Annotated in this window: 10 protein-coding genes, 1 other RNA gene and 3 pseudogenes; 4 read left to right on the top strand and 10 right to left on the bottom strand. The window is 59.1% G+C overall.

Annotated elements, in window-relative coordinates:
- Positions 1-35: 35 nt before the first annotated feature.
- The 8 genes and pseudogenes from WLO32_RS16945 to WLO32_RS16980 form a co-directional block, all read right to left on the bottom strand.
- Positions 36-779: an SDR family oxidoreductase gene (locus WLO32_RS16945; protein WP_435946186.1), complete on the bottom strand. Its 744-nt coding sequence runs from the start codon at positions 777-779 to the stop codon at positions 36-38.
- A 70-nt stretch (positions 780-849) separates the two neighbouring features.
- Complete coding sequence (gene gcvP / locus WLO32_RS16950) at positions 850-3,723, bottom strand: aminomethyl-transferring glycine dehydrogenase (RefSeq protein WP_435946187.1); 2,874 nt, start codon at positions 3,721-3,723, stop codon at positions 850-852.
- Positions 3,724-3,851: 128 nt separating this feature from the next.
- Positions 3,852-4,241, bottom strand: a complete 390-nt coding sequence (gene gcvH / locus WLO32_RS16955) for a glycine cleavage system protein GcvH (protein WP_121263898.1) — start codon at positions 4,239-4,241, stop codon at positions 3,852-3,854.
- 22 nt (positions 4,242-4,263) lie between these two features.
- Positions 4,264-5,362, bottom strand: a pseudogene (gcvT, locus tag WLO32_RS16960) (glycine cleavage system aminomethyltransferase GcvT).
- A 434-nt stretch (positions 5,363-5,796) separates the two neighbouring features.
- A pseudogene (gene ubiI, locus WLO32_RS16965) lies at positions 5,797-7,000 on the bottom strand (FAD-dependent 2-octaprenylphenol hydroxylase).
- Between the two features lie 12 nt (positions 7,001-7,012).
- Positions 7,013-8,191: a 2-octaprenyl-6-methoxyphenyl hydroxylase gene (gene ubiH, locus WLO32_RS16970; RefSeq protein WP_435946189.1), complete on the bottom strand. Its 1,179-nt coding sequence runs from the start codon at positions 8,189-8,191 to the stop codon at positions 7,013-7,015.
- Entirely contained in the window at positions 8,188-9,504 is a 1,317-nt protein-coding gene (pepP, locus tag WLO32_RS16975) for a Xaa-Pro aminopeptidase (RefSeq protein WP_435946190.1), read from the bottom strand. Before pepP ends, ubiH begins: the two co-directional genes overlap by 4 nt.
- A gap of 23 nt (positions 9,505-9,527) precedes the next feature.
- Positions 9,528-10,107 (bottom strand): annotated as a pseudogene (locus WLO32_RS16980) (YecA family protein).
- 168 nt (positions 10,108-10,275) lie between these two features.
- On the opposite strand from WLO32_RS16980, the gene zapA reads away from it, so the two are divergent.
- The 3 genes from zapA (at position 10,276) to WLO32_RS16995 (ending at position 11,468) form a co-directional block, all read left to right on the top strand.
- Complete coding sequence (gene zapA, locus WLO32_RS16985) at positions 10,276-10,605, top strand: cell division protein ZapA (RefSeq protein ID WP_121263887.1); 330 nt, start codon at positions 10,276-10,278, stop codon at positions 10,603-10,605.
- Positions 10,606-10,646: 41 nt separating this feature from the next.
- Positions 10,647-10,830, top strand: a non-coding RNA gene (ssrS, locus tag WLO32_RS16990) — 6S RNA.
- 23 nt (positions 10,831-10,853) lie between these two features.
- On the top strand, positions 10,854-11,468 hold the full coding sequence (locus WLO32_RS16995; protein ID WP_435946191.1) for a 5-formyltetrahydrofolate cyclo-ligase: 615 nt from the start codon (positions 10,854-10,856) through the stop codon (positions 11,466-11,468).
- 46 nt (positions 11,469-11,514) lie between these two features.
- On the opposite strand, the gene serA is transcribed toward WLO32_RS16995, so the two are convergent.
- Both serA and rpiA read right to left on the bottom strand, forming a co-directional pair.
- Positions 11,515-12,753: a phosphoglycerate dehydrogenase gene (gene serA / locus WLO32_RS17000; protein ID WP_435946193.1), complete on the bottom strand. Its 1,239-nt coding sequence runs from the start codon at positions 12,751-12,753 to the stop codon at positions 11,515-11,517.
- Positions 12,754-13,035: 282 nt separating this feature from the next.
- Positions 13,036-13,695 (bottom strand): ribose-5-phosphate isomerase RpiA, encoded by a 660-nt coding sequence (gene rpiA, locus WLO32_RS17005; RefSeq protein ID WP_435946194.1) that lies wholly within the window; start codon positions 13,693-13,695, stop codon positions 13,036-13,038.
- Between the two features lie 165 nt (positions 13,696-13,860).
- Here rpiA and argP point away from each other — a divergent pair, with 165 nt between their 5' ends.
- Positions 13,861-14,760: a DNA-binding transcriptional regulator ArgP gene (gene argP / locus WLO32_RS17010; protein WP_271126048.1), complete on the top strand. Its 900-nt coding sequence runs from the start codon at positions 13,861-13,863 to the stop codon at positions 14,758-14,760.
- Positions 14,761-14,827: the final 67 nt, after the last annotated feature.

Raw genomic sequence — 14,827 nt, forward strand, 5'->3', positions numbered from 1 at the left:
CGCGGGAAGTTGTCACATTTTGTTGAACTCTGGCGCTACCGGCCGCCGGCCAAATCGATAAAGCTGCCGGTGACATACGAGGCTTTTGGGCTGAGCAGCCAGACGATGGCTTCGGCAACCTCTTCCGGCTGGCCGCCGCGCTGCATCGGCAGGGAGAACTTTACGCGATCGACCCGTCCGGCTTCGCCGCCCGCTGCATGCATGTCGGTATAGATAAATCCCGGACGCACGCCGTTAACGCGGATGCCCTGCGCCGCCACCTCCAGCGACAGGCCGGTAGTCAGCGTGTCCACCGCCCCTTTTGAGGCGGCGTAATCAACGTATTCACCCGGCGACCCCAGGCGTGCCGCGGCGGAAGAAACGTTAACAATCGCACCGCCCTCTCCACCGTGACGATAAGCCATGCGTTTGACCGCTTCACGGCAGCAGAGGAAGTAGCCGGTAACGTTAGTCGCCAGCACGCGGTTGATGCGGTCGGCGGTAAGGTTTTCGAGGGTGGATTGCGTGAAGAGAATGCCCGCGTTATTCACCAGCGCGGTAACCGGGCCAAAAGCGTTGTCGATTTCGGCAAACATCGCCAGCACCTGCAGCTCATCGGCGATATCCGCCTTGATAGCCAGCGCTTCGCCGCCGGCGCTGCGAATGCCGGCAACCACCTCGTCGGTGGCCTGTTTGTTGCGCAGATAGTTAATCACGACTTTATATCCCTGCTGCGCAAGCAGGACGGCCGTTGCTTTCCCAATGCCGCGGCTGCCGCCGGTGACCAGCGCTATTGCCATTTTTGCCTCCTGTTTCCCGGATAAAGCAAAGGGCACCGAAGCGCCCTTTATTGATAGTTAGTAGAGAGTATTACTGATATTCGCTCATCGGCACGCAGGAGCAGAACAGGTTACGGTCGCCGTATACGTCGTCCAGGCGCTTAACCGTCGGCCAGTATTTGTTGCTGTGGCCGGTCGGGAAGACGGCCAGCTCGCGGGTGTAGGGGTGCGCCCAATCCGCGACGATTTCGTCCTGAGTGTGCGGGGCGTTCACCAGCGGGTTATCTTCCAGCGGCCACTCGCCGCGCGCCACGCGGTCGATTTCGGTGCGGATGGTCAGCATCGCGTCGATAAAGCGATCCAGCTCCAGCTTGCTTTCGGATTCCGTCGGCTCGACCATCAGCGTGCCCGCAACCGGGAAGGACATGGTCGGCGCGTGGAAACCAAAGTCAATCAGGCGCTTGGCGATATCCAGCTCGCTGATGCCGGTTTCTTCTTTTAGCGGACGGATGTCGAGAATGCATTCGTGCGCCACGCGGCCGTTCGCGCCGGTGTAGAGCACCGGGAAGGCGGACTGCAGGCGGCTGGCGATATAGTTCGCATTCAGAATCGCCACCTGGCTTGCCTTCTTCAGCCCCTCCGCGCCCATCATGCGGATATACATCCAGCTGATTGGCAGAATCGAGGCGCTGCCGAACGGTGCCGCAGACACCGCGCCCTGCTGGGTCAACATCTCTTCAATCTGCACCACGCTGTGGCCCGGCACAAACGGAGCCAGGTGCGCTTTCACGCCGATTGGGCCCATGCCCGGACCGCCGCCGCCGTGCGGAATGCAGAAGGTTTTGTGCAGGTTGAGGTGCGACACGTCCGCGCCGATATGGCCCGGCGAAGTGATGCCGACCTGGGCGTTCATGTTCGCGCCGTCCAGATAAACCTGGCCGCCGTACTGGTGCACAATCTGGCAAACTTCGCGGATGGTCTCTTCGTAAACGCCGTGCGTCGACGGATAGGTCACCATGATGCAGGAGAGCTCGGCGCCCGCCTGCTCGGCCTTCGCACGCAGATCCTGAAGGTCGATATTGCCCTGCTTGTCGCACGCGACGACGATCACTTCCATGCCCGCCATTTGCGCGGAGGCCGGGTTAGTGCCGTGCGCTGAGCTTGGGATCAGACAGATGTTGCGGCCCGCTTCGTTGCGGCTTTCGTGGTAGCGACGAATCGCCAGCAGGCCCGCATATTCGCCCTGCGCGCCGGAGTTCGGCTGCATGCAAAGCGCGTCGTAGCCGGTCAGCTTCACCAGCCAGTCGGAAAGCTGGGAGATCATCTGATGGTAGCCTTCCGCCTGGTTTGCCGGGCAGAACGGATGCAGCTCGGCAAACTCCGGCCAGGTGATAGGGATCATTTCCGCCGCGGCGTTCAGCTTCATGGTGCAGGAGCCGAGCGGGATCATCGCCTGGTTGAGCGCCAGATCTTTACGCTCCAGAGAGTGCATATAGCGCATCATCTCGGTTTCGCTGTGGTAGCGGTTGAACACCGGATGAGTGAGAATTTCGTCTTCGCGCAGCATCGCCGCCGGGATGGACAGGCTGTCGCCCGCCACGTCCTTATCCAGCGCGTCGATATCCAGGCCGTGGTTATCGCCCAGCAGCACGGCGAACAGCGCCTGCACGTCTTCACGGGTGGTGGCTTCGTCAAGCGTAATGCCTACCGCGTTCAGGATATCGCTGCGCAGATTGATTTCGTTTGCTTCCGCGCGTGCCAGAACGGCGGCTTTGTCAGCCACTTCCACACACAGCGTGTCGAACCAATGCTTGTGGCGCAGCGCCAGCCCTTTTTTCTGCAGGCCGGCGGCAAGAATATCGGTCAGGCGATGGATGCGTCCGGCAATACGTTTCAGGCCGGCCGGGCCGTGGAATACCGCATACAGGCTGGCAATGTTCGCCAGCAGCACCTGAGAAGTACAGATGTTGGAGTTGGCTTTCTCGCGGCGGATATGCTGCTCGCGGGTCTGCATCGCCATGCGCAGCGCGGTGCGGCCGGCGGCATCGCGGGAAACGCCGATAATACGGCCCGGCATCGAGCGTTTGAACTCGTCGCGGGCGGCGAAGAAGGCCGCGTGCGGGCCGCCGTAGCCCATCGGCACGCCAAAGCGCTGGGCGGAGCCGAAGACGATGTCCGCGCCCTGTTTGCCCGGAGCGGTCAGCAGCACCAGCGACATAAAGTCAGCGGCAACGCTGACCACCACTTTACGCTGCTTCAGCTCGGCAATCAGCGCGCTGTAATCGTGCACTTCGCCCGTAGTGCCAACCTGTTGCAGCAGCACGCCGAACACGTCCTGGTGATCCAGCACTCTGGCAGCGTCATCGACAATCACGTCAAATCCAAAGGTTTCCGCGCGGGTACGCACCACGTCCAGCGTTTGTGGATGAATGTCCGCCGCCACGAAGAAACGGTTGGCATTCTTCAGTTTGCTCACGCGTTTCGCCATCGCCATGGCTTCTGCCGCAGCGGTCGCTTCATCAAGCAAAGAGGCGGAGGCGATGTCCAGGCCGGTCAGATCCAGCGTAACCTGCTGGAAGTTCAGCAGCGCTTCCAGACGGCCCTGGGACACTTCCGGCTGATAGGGCGTGTAGGCGGTGTACCAGCCCGGGTTTTCCAGCATGTTACGCAGAATCACCGGCGGAGTTTGCACCGCGGCGTAGCCCATCCCGATGTAGGTTTTGAAGCGTTTATTACGGCCGGCAATGGCTTTTAATTCAGCCAGCGCCGCAAATTCTGTCGCCGCTTCGCCCACCTGCGGCGGCTGCGCGAGCTGAATATCAGCCGGAACAATCGTGGAAATAAGTTCGTTTAAAGAGTTTGCGCCCACGGCCTCCAGCATCTCGTGCTGTTGCTGGGCGGAGGGGCCGATGTGGCGGTCGATAAACGCTTCGTGATTCTCAAGGCTACGTAAGGACTGGGTCATGAGCGGTGATTCCTGAAATACATGCAGAACGCTTGCGGTGGAAGGCGCGACGCTTATCCACCCTACAAAACAAGATTCGGTGAACATCGTAGGGCGGGTAAGCACAGCCTTACCCGCCGGATAGGATACTACTCGTTTTCTAACAGGGCTTCATAAGCGGCGGCGTCCAGCAGGCCGTCGAGTTCGGACTCGTCGCCGGCTTTGATCTTGAAGATCCAGCCGCCGGCGTACGGCTCGCTGTTCACCAGCTCAGGCGCGCCTTCCAGCTCGCTGTTGACGGCAATGATTTCGCCGCTGATTGGGGCATAAATATCGGATGCGGCCTTAACGGACTCTGCAACGGCGCAGTCGTCGCCGACGCTGACGGTCGACCCCACTTCCGGCAGATCCACAAACACCATATCGCCCAGCAGCTCCTGCGCGTGTTCGGTGATGCCAACGGTGTAAGAGCCGTCGGCTTCTTTACGCAGCCATTCGTGTTCTTTGCTGTATTTCAGTTCAACAGGCACATTGCTCATTATTTTTTCCCTCTTGCAAAATTTACTGTGCGACGGGTTTGCCGGCGCGAACAAAAACAGGTTTAGTGACTTTTACCGGCATTTCGCGGTTGCGGATCTGCACGATGGCGGTGTCGCCAATGCCAGCCGGTACGCGCGCCAGAGCGATACTGTAGCCAAGCGTTGGCGAGAAGGTGCCGCTGGTAATAATCCCTTCACGGGCGTTGCCGGCCGCGTCGGTGAAACGAACCGGCAGCTCGTTACGTAACACGCCTTTCTCGGTCATGATCAGGCCGACCAGCTTTTCGCTGCCTTTTGCGCGCTGCGCTTCCAGGGCTTCACGGCCGATAAAATCTCGCTCGGCGGGCTCCCATGCGATGGTCCAGCCCATATTTGCCGCCAGCGGAGACACGCCCTCGTCCATTTCCTGGCCGTAGAGGTTCATGCCGGCTTCCAGACGCAGCGTATCGCGCGCGCCGAGACCGCAGGGCTTAACGCCGGCTTCAACAAGCTGCGCCCAGAAGCCCGCGGCCTTCTCGTTCGGCATGGCGATTTCATAGCCCGCTTCGCCGGTGTAACCGGTAGTGGCGATAAACAGATCGCCCGCCTGCACGCCAAAGAAAGGCTTCATCCCTTCCACCGCTTTGCGCTGCTCGTCGGTGAATAAGGTTGCGGCTTTGGCCTGGGCATGCGGCCCCTGGACGGCAATCAGGGAAAGATCGTCGCGCACGGTCACTTCAACCGCGAACGGTTCGGCGTGCTGGTTGATCCACGCGAGGTCTTTTTCGCGAGTGGCGGAGTTAACCACCAGGCGGAAGTAGTCTTCGGTGAAGAAATAGATAATCAGATCGTCGATAACGCCGCCGGACGCGTTGAGCATCCCGGTATAAAGGGCTTTGCCCGGCTGGGTTAGTTTGGCAACGTCGTTGGCTACCAGGTAGCGCAGGAATTCGCGGGTGCGGGCCGCCGTGTAAATCGACAATGGTCATGTGGGAAACGTCGAACATCCCGGCATCGGTACGTACCGCGTGGTGTTCGTCAATCTGCGAACCGTAGTGCAGCGGCATCATCCAGCCATGGAAATCCACCATGCGCGCGCCGCAGAGATTGTGCTGTTCAAACAAAGGGGTCTGTTGAGCCATCTTTTCCTCTTTAACCATCAGGTTATAAAGCTTTTTAAGCTTTGCTATCCGTCAGACGAAACCCGGCATCGCCACCGTTGTCGATAGCGACGCAAACGTTACCTTTGTTTTGAACTTACCACTGAAAGGACGCGTAAACCATAAGGAGAAACCAGCCATTGCATTAGCTTATGACCAAATCAGGGGATGCAGCATGCAGAGTATTCAACTACAAAAATGCGAGGCGGTGCGCATAAATCAGAAGTGTTGAAGGCAGAATTTAGAGTTAGCTAACATTTACGACCATTTCAGAAACAAATTCACTACAGCGCCTGACAGGCGGCATTAAAAAAAGTAATCCGAAATTTAAGGTGGGATTAGAATATTTCAAATGAGGCGCGGGCTCCCTTTCCCGGCCGCGGGAAAGGGAAATGTGACGGAGTTAACGTTATGGCCTAGCGTAGCCAGGAAGGCAGGTCCTGCAGGGCCCATCGCCTGACGGATCAATTTCGGTTTTACGCCCGGCAGCGTATCCGCAAGCTTCAGGCCGATATCGCGCAGCAGTTTTTTCGCAGGGTTGCTGCCGGCAAACAGGTCGCGGAAACCCTGCATGCTCGCCAGCATAACCGCCGCGCTGTGCTTGCGGCTGCGCTCGTAGCGGCGCAGATACAGGTACTGCCCGATGTCTTTGCCCTGGCGATGCGCACGACGCACCTCATCAATCAGCTCCGCGGCATCCATAAAACCGAGGTTAACGCCCTGCCCGGCCAGCGGGTGAATGGTATGCGCCGCATCGCCTACCAGCGCGAGACGATGGGCCGCGAAGCTGCGCGCGTAGCGGCCCGTCAGCGGAAAGACCTCGCGCTCGCTTTCGACGCTGCAAAGCCCCAGCCGCATATCAAAGGCCACGCAAAGCGCCTGGTTAAACTCTTCGGGCGAGGCATTTTGCATCCGCTCCGCTTCCAGCGGCGGCAGCGACCAGACTATCGAGCACAGATGCGGATCGGCAAGCGGCAGGAAAGCCAGGATGCCTTCGCCGTGGAAAACCTGACGCGCCACGGCCTGGTGCGGCTGCGCGGTGCGAATAGTGGCAACCAGAGCGTGGTGCCGGTAATCCCAGAAGGTCAGCGGGATATCCGCCTGTTTACGCAGCCAGGAATTCGCGCCGTCAGCGCCCACCACCAGCCGCGCCGTGAGCATGGCGCCGTCTTTCAGGGTGATAAACGCCTCGTTTTCACCCCAGGCTACCTGCTGCAGCTCGGCCGGCGCCATCAGGGTGACGTCTGAACACTGTTCGGCCCGCTGCCAGAGCGCATGATGAATTACCGCATTTTCAATAATGTGGCCGAGGTGGCTGAAGCCATAGGTTTTGTCATCAAAGGCTATGTGCCCGAAGCTGTCCCGATCCCAGACCTCCATGCCGTGATAAGCGCTTGCGCGCCGGGCGATGATGTTTGGCCAGACGCCAAGATGAGCCAGCAGCTTTTCGCTGGCGGCGTTTATGGCCGAAACCCGCAGCGCCGGGGGCGCATCCGGAGCCTGCGGCTGCGGGAGATGGCTCTCCAGCACCGCCACGCGAAGTCCGCTGCCCTGCAGGCCGCAGGCGACAGCCAGACCCACCATGCCGCCACCAACAATCGCCACATCAACGCTTTGCAAATTGACTCTCCTTTAACGCGCAACCCAGCCAAGGGTACGCTGTGCCAGCACGTCGCGTGCCGGAGTGAAATGTTCCATCGCCATCAGGCCAAGATTGCGCCCTACCACCAGCGGCGCCCAGCGGTTGGCGAACAGCTGCACCAGACCGTCCGTAACGCCGATGGTGGCGGCTTTATCCGCCGCCCGACGCTGTTGATAGTCGGCCAGCACCGGATAGCCGCCCGGATCCTGCTGCGCCTGGTGCGCCGCCGCCAGCGATTCCGCGAGCGACATCACGTCGCGTAAACCAAGGTTAAAGCCCTGCCCGGCGATCGGGTGCAGGGTTTGCGCCGCGTTGCCCACCAGCGCCAGGCGGTGCGAAACGGCCTGGGAAGCGGTAGCCAGCAGCAGCGGGTAGATATTGCGCTTGCCCGCGTGGGTGATACGGCCAAGACGCCAGCCAAAAGCGCGCTGCAGCTCGTTGCAGAAACGCTCGTCGTCCCAGCCCTGCACCTCTTCGAGCGCGTCCTGCGGATGGCACCAGACCAGCGAGCAGCGCCCGTCTGACATCGGCAGCATCGCCAGCGGGCCATGCTGCGTGAAACGTTCGAACGCGCGCCCGTGATGAGGCAGCGCGGTGGTGACGTTCGCAATGGCGGCTACCTGCCGGTAATCTTCCTGCCGCCAGGCAATGCCGCAACGGGCCGCAAGCTGCGAGCGCGAACCGTCCGCCGCGACCAGCAGTTTGCCTTCCAGCACCGTGCCGTTATCAAGCGCAACGCTCACGCTATTTTCCTCACGCGTGAAGGACGCCACGCGCTGCGGACAATGCAATGTGACGCCGGGCGCTTTACGCAACAGGGCGAACAGCCGCCGGCCGACGTCGTGCAGCTCAACAACCTGCCCCAGCGCGCTAATCTGGTAGTCTTTTGCTTCGAGCGTGACAAAACCGGCGTGGCCGCGATCGCTTACGTGGACCGAGGTGATTGCTGTCGCGCAGGAAGCAATGGCGGGCCAGACGCCGATGGCGGTCAACTGCTGGCAGGTGCCCTGAGCCAGCGCAATCGCCCGGGCGTCAAAGCCGGGATGCGCCGCCGAGTCGGGCGCGCTCGCTTCCACCAGATGTACCGGCAGCCTGCCGCCCGTCATTTGAGACAGGGCCAGCGCAAGCGTTGCGCCAGCCATGCCGCCGCCGACGATTATCACGCTCATAGCTGACGCGCCGCGGCCATTAAGGCTTCGATATCATCGGCGGATTTCACCACGCTCGCCGTCAGGTTTTCGTTGCCGTCGGCGGTGATGAGGATATCGTCTTCGATACGAATGCCGATGCCGCGGAATTCCGCAGGCACATCCGCATCCGGCGCGATATACAGCCCGGGCTCAACGGTGATAACCATTCCCGGCTCCAGCACCCGTGAACGGTCCTGTCCGTAGGCGCCGACGTCGTGAACGTCCAGCCCCAGCCAGTGGCTCAGGCCGTGCATAAAGAACTGGCGATGCGCGTTGTCAGCGATCAGCTGTTCGACTTCGCCCTGCAGAATGCCAAGGTTCACCAGCCCGCGAACCATGATGCGGATGACTTCCCCGGTCACCTCCTGCATCGAGGTGCCGGGACGATAAAGCTTCAGCGCCGTTTCCAGGGATTCGAGGACGATGGCGTAAATCGCCCGCTGCGGCGCGGTAAATTTGCCGTTCACCGGGAAAGTACGGGTGATATCGCCGGCATAGCCTTTGTATTCGCAGCCTGCGTCGATCAGCACCAGATCGCCGTCGCGCATTTCACTTTCGTTTTCGGTGTAGTGCAGGATGCAGCCGTTTTCACCGCTGCCGACGATGGTGTTGTAAGACGGGAAGCGCGCGCCGTGGCGGCTAAATTCATGCAGAATCTCGCCCTCAAGCTGGTATTCGAACATGCCCGGCAGGCATTTTTCCATCGCCCGGGTGTGGGCCAGCGCGGTGATTTCCCCGGCGCGGCGCATGACGGCGATCTCTTCTTCGGATTTAAACAGGCGCTGTTCGTGCACCCACGGACGCCAGTCCGTAAGGGTTGCGGGAGCGGAAAGATTCTGACGCGAACCGCGGCGCAATTTATCTAACGCGGCAAAAACGATGCTGTCCGCATAAGCGTATTCGCCCTGGGCGTGATACACGACGTCCAGACCGTTAAGCAGCTGATGCAGCTGCTCGTCAATTTCCGAAAACGCAAGCGCGCGGTCGACGGCCAGTTTTTCCGGCGCCGCCTCCTGCCCCAGACGACGGCCAAACCAGATTTCGGCGGTTTTATCGCGCAGCCGGTTGAACAGCACGCTGTGGTTGTGGGTTTCATCGCTTTTGATAAGCACCAGCACCGCTTCAGGCTCGTTAAAACCGGTGAAGTACCAGAAGTCGCTGTTCTGGCGGTACGGGTATTCGCTGTCTGCGCTGCGCGTCGCCTCGGGAGCCGCGAAAATGAGCGCGGCGCTGGCCGGGGCCATTTTCGCCAGTAGCGCCTGGCGGCGGCGAAGAAGTTCCTGCTGAGTCATCACGCCTCCTGAGTTTATTCTTCTTAGTGTAGCGTTGGTTTACGTACTTCTGGTGCGGTCGGCATCGGACGGGTAAAGGTATCGTGGCAGAGCAGCGCGGCGACGCGCACGTACTCGATGATCTCTTCAAGCGACATTTCCAGCTCTTCCTGATCTTCGTCTTCGTCATAGCCAAGCTGGGCGATGTTGCGCAGATCGTCGATGGGCCTCGCCGGTTTCGCCGGTGACTTTATCAAGCTTAGGCTGGGTCACGCCCAGGCCTAAGAGGAAGTGGTTTACCCAGCCGGCCAGGGCGTCCGCGCGGTCAAACACCGTGGTTTCGTCGCCGTCCGGCAGATAGAGCTGAAACAGGAAACCGTCGTCTTCCAGCGCGTCGCCGGTCGCGCTGTGCATATCGCGCAGGGTGTCGGCGAGGTTCTGGCTGAAGGCCAGACCTTCGTTTGTCAGGTCATGCAGCAGCGGCTGCCAGCTGCTGTCCTTATTGCCACCGCACAGCATGCCGCTGATTAAGCCGTGCATTTCCGCAGGGGTTAGCCCTACGCCCTGTTGGTTCAAAAGTTGGCCTACGGCCTCATAGCCTGGCATAGCGTTCTGTATAGACATGCGCATTCGTCATCGTTGGCAGGGATAGTTCATGTTATGCTACCACCAGGGACCCCGGGGCACCAGAAAAGGGCTTGTATCTTGATAACGGGGTAGCTATAGTGACGCCCCTTTCGTGACCTGCTAACGGGTTACGACAGGCAGGCGAGTTAACAGCAGGAAGGTGGCATGTCTGCACAACCAGTCGATATCCAAATTTTCGGTCGTTCATTGCGCGTGAATTGTCCGCCTGAACAACAGGATGCGCTGAATCAGGCTGCGGTTGAGCTGGATCAGCGGTTGCAAGATTTAAAAGTTCGCACTAGAGTCACAAATACTGAGCAGTTAGTTTTCATCGCGGCGCTGAACATTTGCTATGAATTAGCTCAGGAAAAATCGAAAACCCGTGACTACGCTGCTAACATGGAGCAGCGGATAAAAATGTTACAGCAGACCATTGAACAGGCGTTACTTGAGCAAGGTCGCATAACGGACAGACAGGGTCCAAATTTTGAATAACGCTTCGCAGTTGACTATGGTAGAGTAACTGTGAAGTAAAAATTTCTCTGAGATGTTTGCAAGCGGGCCAGTCCCCTGAGCCGATATTTCATACCACAAGAATGTGGTGCTCCACCGTCGGTGAGCATGCTCGGTTCGTCCGAGAAGCCTTAAGACAGTGACGCTACATTCACCTTGAACCAAGGGTTCAAGGGTTACAGCCTGCGGCGGCATCTCGGAGATTCCCTCTTTCTACCCGGTCATTGCGTATGACGCATATATCGCAAGTTACACCTCCCCATCTTGTTTCAACGCTTCGCACGGAAATACGCCAGACCATTCGGCAACGACGCCGCGCCCTTACCGATTCCGAACAGCAAACCTTTGCCCAACAGGCCGCCTTGCGCATGCTGGCTTACCCGCCGGTAATCGATGCTGCAAGCGTCGCGGTGTTTTTGTCTTTTGACGGCGAGCTGGATACGCGCCCGCTGATTCGCGCCCTGTGGCAGGCGGGAAAAGCCGTTTATTTGCCGGTGCTTCATCCCTTCAGCAAGGGCAGCCTGCTCTTTTTACGCTATGACAAAGACAGCCATCTGGTCATCAATCGCCTTAAAATTCTTGAGCCCAGGCTTGATGTGCGCAACGTTTTGCCGCTGGATAAGCTGGACGTGTTGATAACGCCGCTGGTCGCCTTCGATGAGCGCGGACAACGTCTGGGGATGGGCGGAGGCTTTTACGACCGCACGCTGCAAAACTGGCGGCAGCATGGTTTGTGGCCCGTCGGGCTGGCCCATGATTGTCAGCTGGTGCCGTCTCTGCCCGCCGAAGAGTGGGATATTCCCCTGCCGGCGGTGGTGACGCCATCAAAGGTTTGGGCGTGGTAACGCATTCTTAAGGCGGGTAAGCGTAGCGCCACCCGCCATTAGCAGGTTAGTAAAGCAGGCGCGCGCGGATAGTGCCTGGAATCGCCTTCATTGATTTCAACGCCGCCTCGGCAACGTCTTCCTCAGCGTCAATATCAATTACCACATAGCCCATATGCGGCGTTGTTTGCAGATACTGCGCGGCGATGTTGATGCCCTGCTCGGCAAAAATCTGGTTCAGCGCGGTCAAAATGCCGGGACGGTTTTCATGGATATGCAGCAGGCGGCTTGTGGTGCCGCCGTGCAGCGGCAGCGAAACCTCAGGGAAGTTCACCGCGGAGAGCGTTGAGCCGTTATCGGAATATTTGGCCAGCTTGCCGGCGACCTCAAGCCCGATATTTTCCTGCGCTTCCTGCGTTGACCCGCCGATATGCGGCGTCAGAATGACGTTATCAAATTCGCACAGCGGGGAAGTGAAGGGATCGTTGTTGGTCGCGGGCTCTGTCGGGAAGACGTCGATTGCCGCGCCGGCCAGATGTTTGCGTGCCAGCGCATCGCACAGGGCGGGGATATCCACCACGGTGCCGCGCGCATCGTTAATTAACAGCGCGCCCGGCTTCATTAATGCCAGCTCGTTGGCGCCGATCATATTCTTCGTTGAAGCGTTCTCCGGCACGTGCAGGCTGACCACGTCGCTCATATTGAGCAGATCTGAAAGATGCTGCACCTGGGTGGCGTTGCCCAGCGGCAGTTTGTTTTCAATGTCGTAGAAAAAGACGTTCATGCCCAGCGCTTCGGCCAGAATACCCAGCTGGGTGCCGATATGGCCGTAGCCGATAATACCGAGTTTTTTACCACGGGCTTCAAAGGAGCCGACTGCCAGCTTGTTCCATACGCCGCGGTGCGCTTTCGCGTTCGCTTCCGGAATGCCGCGCAGCAGCAGCAGCAGCTGGCCGATAACCAGTTCAGCGACGGAACGGGTGTTGGAGAAAGGCGCGTTAAACACCGGCACGCCGCGTTTTGCCGCCGCGTCCAGATCGACCTGGTTGGTGCCGATGCAGAAGCAGCCGATCGCGACCAGCTTCTCCGCCGCGGCCAGAACGTCTTCAGTCAGGTTGGTGCGGGAACGTAAACCGATGAAATGGGCATCACGGATGGCGGCTTTCAGCGCATCGCTATCCAGCGCGCCCTTGTGATACTCGATGTTGGTATAACCTGCCGCACGAAGATTCTCGACCGCTTTCTGGTGCACGCCTTCCACCAGCAGGAATTTAATTTTGTCTTTCTCCAATGATACTTTTGCCATTTCCCGACCCTATTTTTCTGTGCTGTTGTGGTACTGCCTATAAGTTACCCTTCTGTCAAAATATCAAAATCTACGCCTTCGGCAATATAAACGATTGCGCCAGCGCCGTGACGAAAAGGAATAAAAGACGAGGAGCTAGCACAAAATGCTGGTGGCGCAGAAGTTCGAGGAATGAATCACAGGCGGCCGACAGAAATGTGACATATGTCACCAAATTTGCCGTTAAAATAATTTGTCATGTTTTATACGAATTGTTGGGGCGCAAAGCGCGCCCCGGTCAGATCATTTTACGATGGTTTTTACGCCTGCGGCCGTACCAATCAGCGCGACGTCCGCGCCGCGGTTGGCAAACAGCCCGACGGTTACCACGCCCGGCAGGCCGTTAATGGCGTTCTCAAGGGCAATCGGGTCGATAATGCTCAGGCCGTAAACGTCCAGAATGACGTTGCCGTTATCCGTTACCACGCCCTGACGGTATTCCGGACGTCCTCCCAGCTTAACCAGTTCGCGGGCCACGCAGCTGCGCGCCATCGGAATCACCTCTACCGGCAGCGGGAAATTCCCCAGGATATCCACCTGCTTGGACTCATCCGCGATGCAGATAAACTTCTCGGCCACCGACGCAATGATTTTCTCGCGGGTAAGCGCCGCGCCGCCGCCTTTAATCATCTGCATTTGCCCGTTGATTTCGTCCGCGCCGTCGACGTAGACGCCGAGGGAATCCACTTCGTTCAGGTCGAATACGGGAATGCCGAGGCTTTTCAGCCTGGCGGTGGAAGCGTCGGAGCTGGAGACCGCGCCATCAATCTGATGCCTGATGGTGCCCAGAGCGTCAATAAAGTGCGCGGCGGTGGAGCCGGTGCCCACGCCAACGATGGTGCCCGGCTGCACGTACTGCAGCGCCGCCCATCCGACTGCTTTTTTCAGTTCATCCTGCGTCATGGTTATTTGCCTGTGCTGTGAAAACTGACGCGCATTATAGAGCAAGCCCGATGGGAAAGTCCCCGGGAAAGGCCGAACTCATCCGATCTTTGTGGATTTGGTCTGGATCGGTCACAAATTTATGTCATAGTGCTGGCACAACGAAAACAGGAGTCAGCAACAACAATGAAACGCCCGGACTACAGAACGCTACAGGCGCTGGATGCGGTTATTCGTGAACGAGGATTTGAGCGCGCGGCGCAGAAGCTGTGTATTACTCAGTCAGCGGTTTCACAGCGAATCAAGCAGCTGGAAAACATGTTCGGCCAGCCATTGTTAGTGCGCACGGTTCCCCCGCGTCCGACCGAGCAGGGGCAGAAACTGCTGGCGCTGCTGCGCCAGGTCGAGCTGCTGGAAGAAGAGTGGCTCGGGGATGAGCAAACCGGCTCAACGCCGCTGCTGCTTTCGCTGGCGGTCAACGCCGACAGTCTGGCAACCTGGCTGCTGCCGGCGCTTGCCCCGGTGCTGGCCGACTCCCCTATTCGCCTTAACCTGCAGGTGGAAGACGAAACCCGAACGCAGGAACGCCTGCGCCGCGGCGAAGTCGTTGGCGCCGTCTCGATTCAACCGCAGCCGCTGCCAAGCTGCCTGGTGGATCGTTTAGGCGCGCTGGACTACCTGTTTGTCGGCTCAAAGGAGTTTGCCGCTCGCTACTTCCCGAACGGCGTAACGCGCTCGGCGCTGCTGAAAGCCCCTGCGGTGGCCTTCGATCACCTGGACGATATGCACCAGGCCTTTTTGCAGCAGAACTTCGATCTCTCGCCCGGCAGCGTGCCTTGCCATATCGTTAATTCCTCCGAAGCCTTCGTGCAGCTGGCGCGTCAGGGCACCACGTGCTGCATGATCCCGCACCTGCAGATTGAAAGAGAGCTTAACAGCGGCGAGCTCATCGATTTGACCCCCGGCCTGATGCAAAGACGCATGCTGTACTGGCACAGGTTTGCGCCGGAAAGCAGAATGATGCGCAACGTGACGGACGCCCTGCTGGAATACGGCCACCGGGTGTTACGCCAGGACGCCGAATAGCAAAAAGCCCGCTTAAGTGAAGCGGGCTTTTTTGTCCCGGATGGCGCTTACGCTTATCCGAGCCGGG

Source organism: Dryocola mayonis, from assembly GCF_051307045.1.
Taxonomy (GTDB): domain Bacteria; phylum Pseudomonadota; class Gammaproteobacteria; order Enterobacterales; family Enterobacteriaceae; genus Dryocola.

Bases quoted from the DNA above. Each gene is read 5' to 3' on its own strand.
- WLO32_RS16945 (WP_435946186.1), bottom strand. From the start codon at position 779: ATGGCAATAGCGCTGGTCACCGGCGGCAGCCGCGGCATTGGGAAAGCA.
- gcvP (WP_435946187.1), bottom strand. From the start codon at position 3,723: ATGACCCAGTCCTTACGTAGCCTTGAGAATCACGAAGCGTTTATCGAC.
- gcvH (WP_121263898.1), bottom strand. From the start codon at position 4,241: ATGAGCAATGTGCCTGTTGAACTGAAATACAGCAAAGAACACGAATGG.
- ubiH (WP_435946189.1), bottom strand. From the start codon at position 8,191: ATGAGCGTGATAATCGTCGGCGGCGGCATGGCTGGCGCAACGCTTGCG.
- pepP (WP_435946190.1), bottom strand. From the start codon at position 9,504: ATGACTCAGCAGGAACTTCTTCGCCGCCGCCAGGCGCTACTGGCGAAA.
- zapA (WP_121263887.1), top strand. From the start codon at position 10,276: ATGTCTGCACAACCAGTCGATATCCAAATTTTCGGTCGTTCATTGCGC.
- WLO32_RS16995 (WP_435946191.1), top strand. From the start codon at position 10,854: ATGACGCATATATCGCAAGTTACACCTCCCCATCTTGTTTCAACGCTT.
- serA (WP_435946193.1), bottom strand. From the start codon at position 12,753: ATGGCAAAAGTATCATTGGAGAAAGACAAAATTAAATTCCTGCTGGTG.
- rpiA (WP_435946194.1), bottom strand. From the start codon at position 13,695: ATGACGCAGGATGAACTGAAAAAAGCAGTCGGATGGGCGGCGCTGCAG.
- argP (WP_271126048.1), top strand. From the start codon at position 13,861: ATGAAACGCCCGGACTACAGAACGCTACAGGCGCTGGATGCGGTTATT.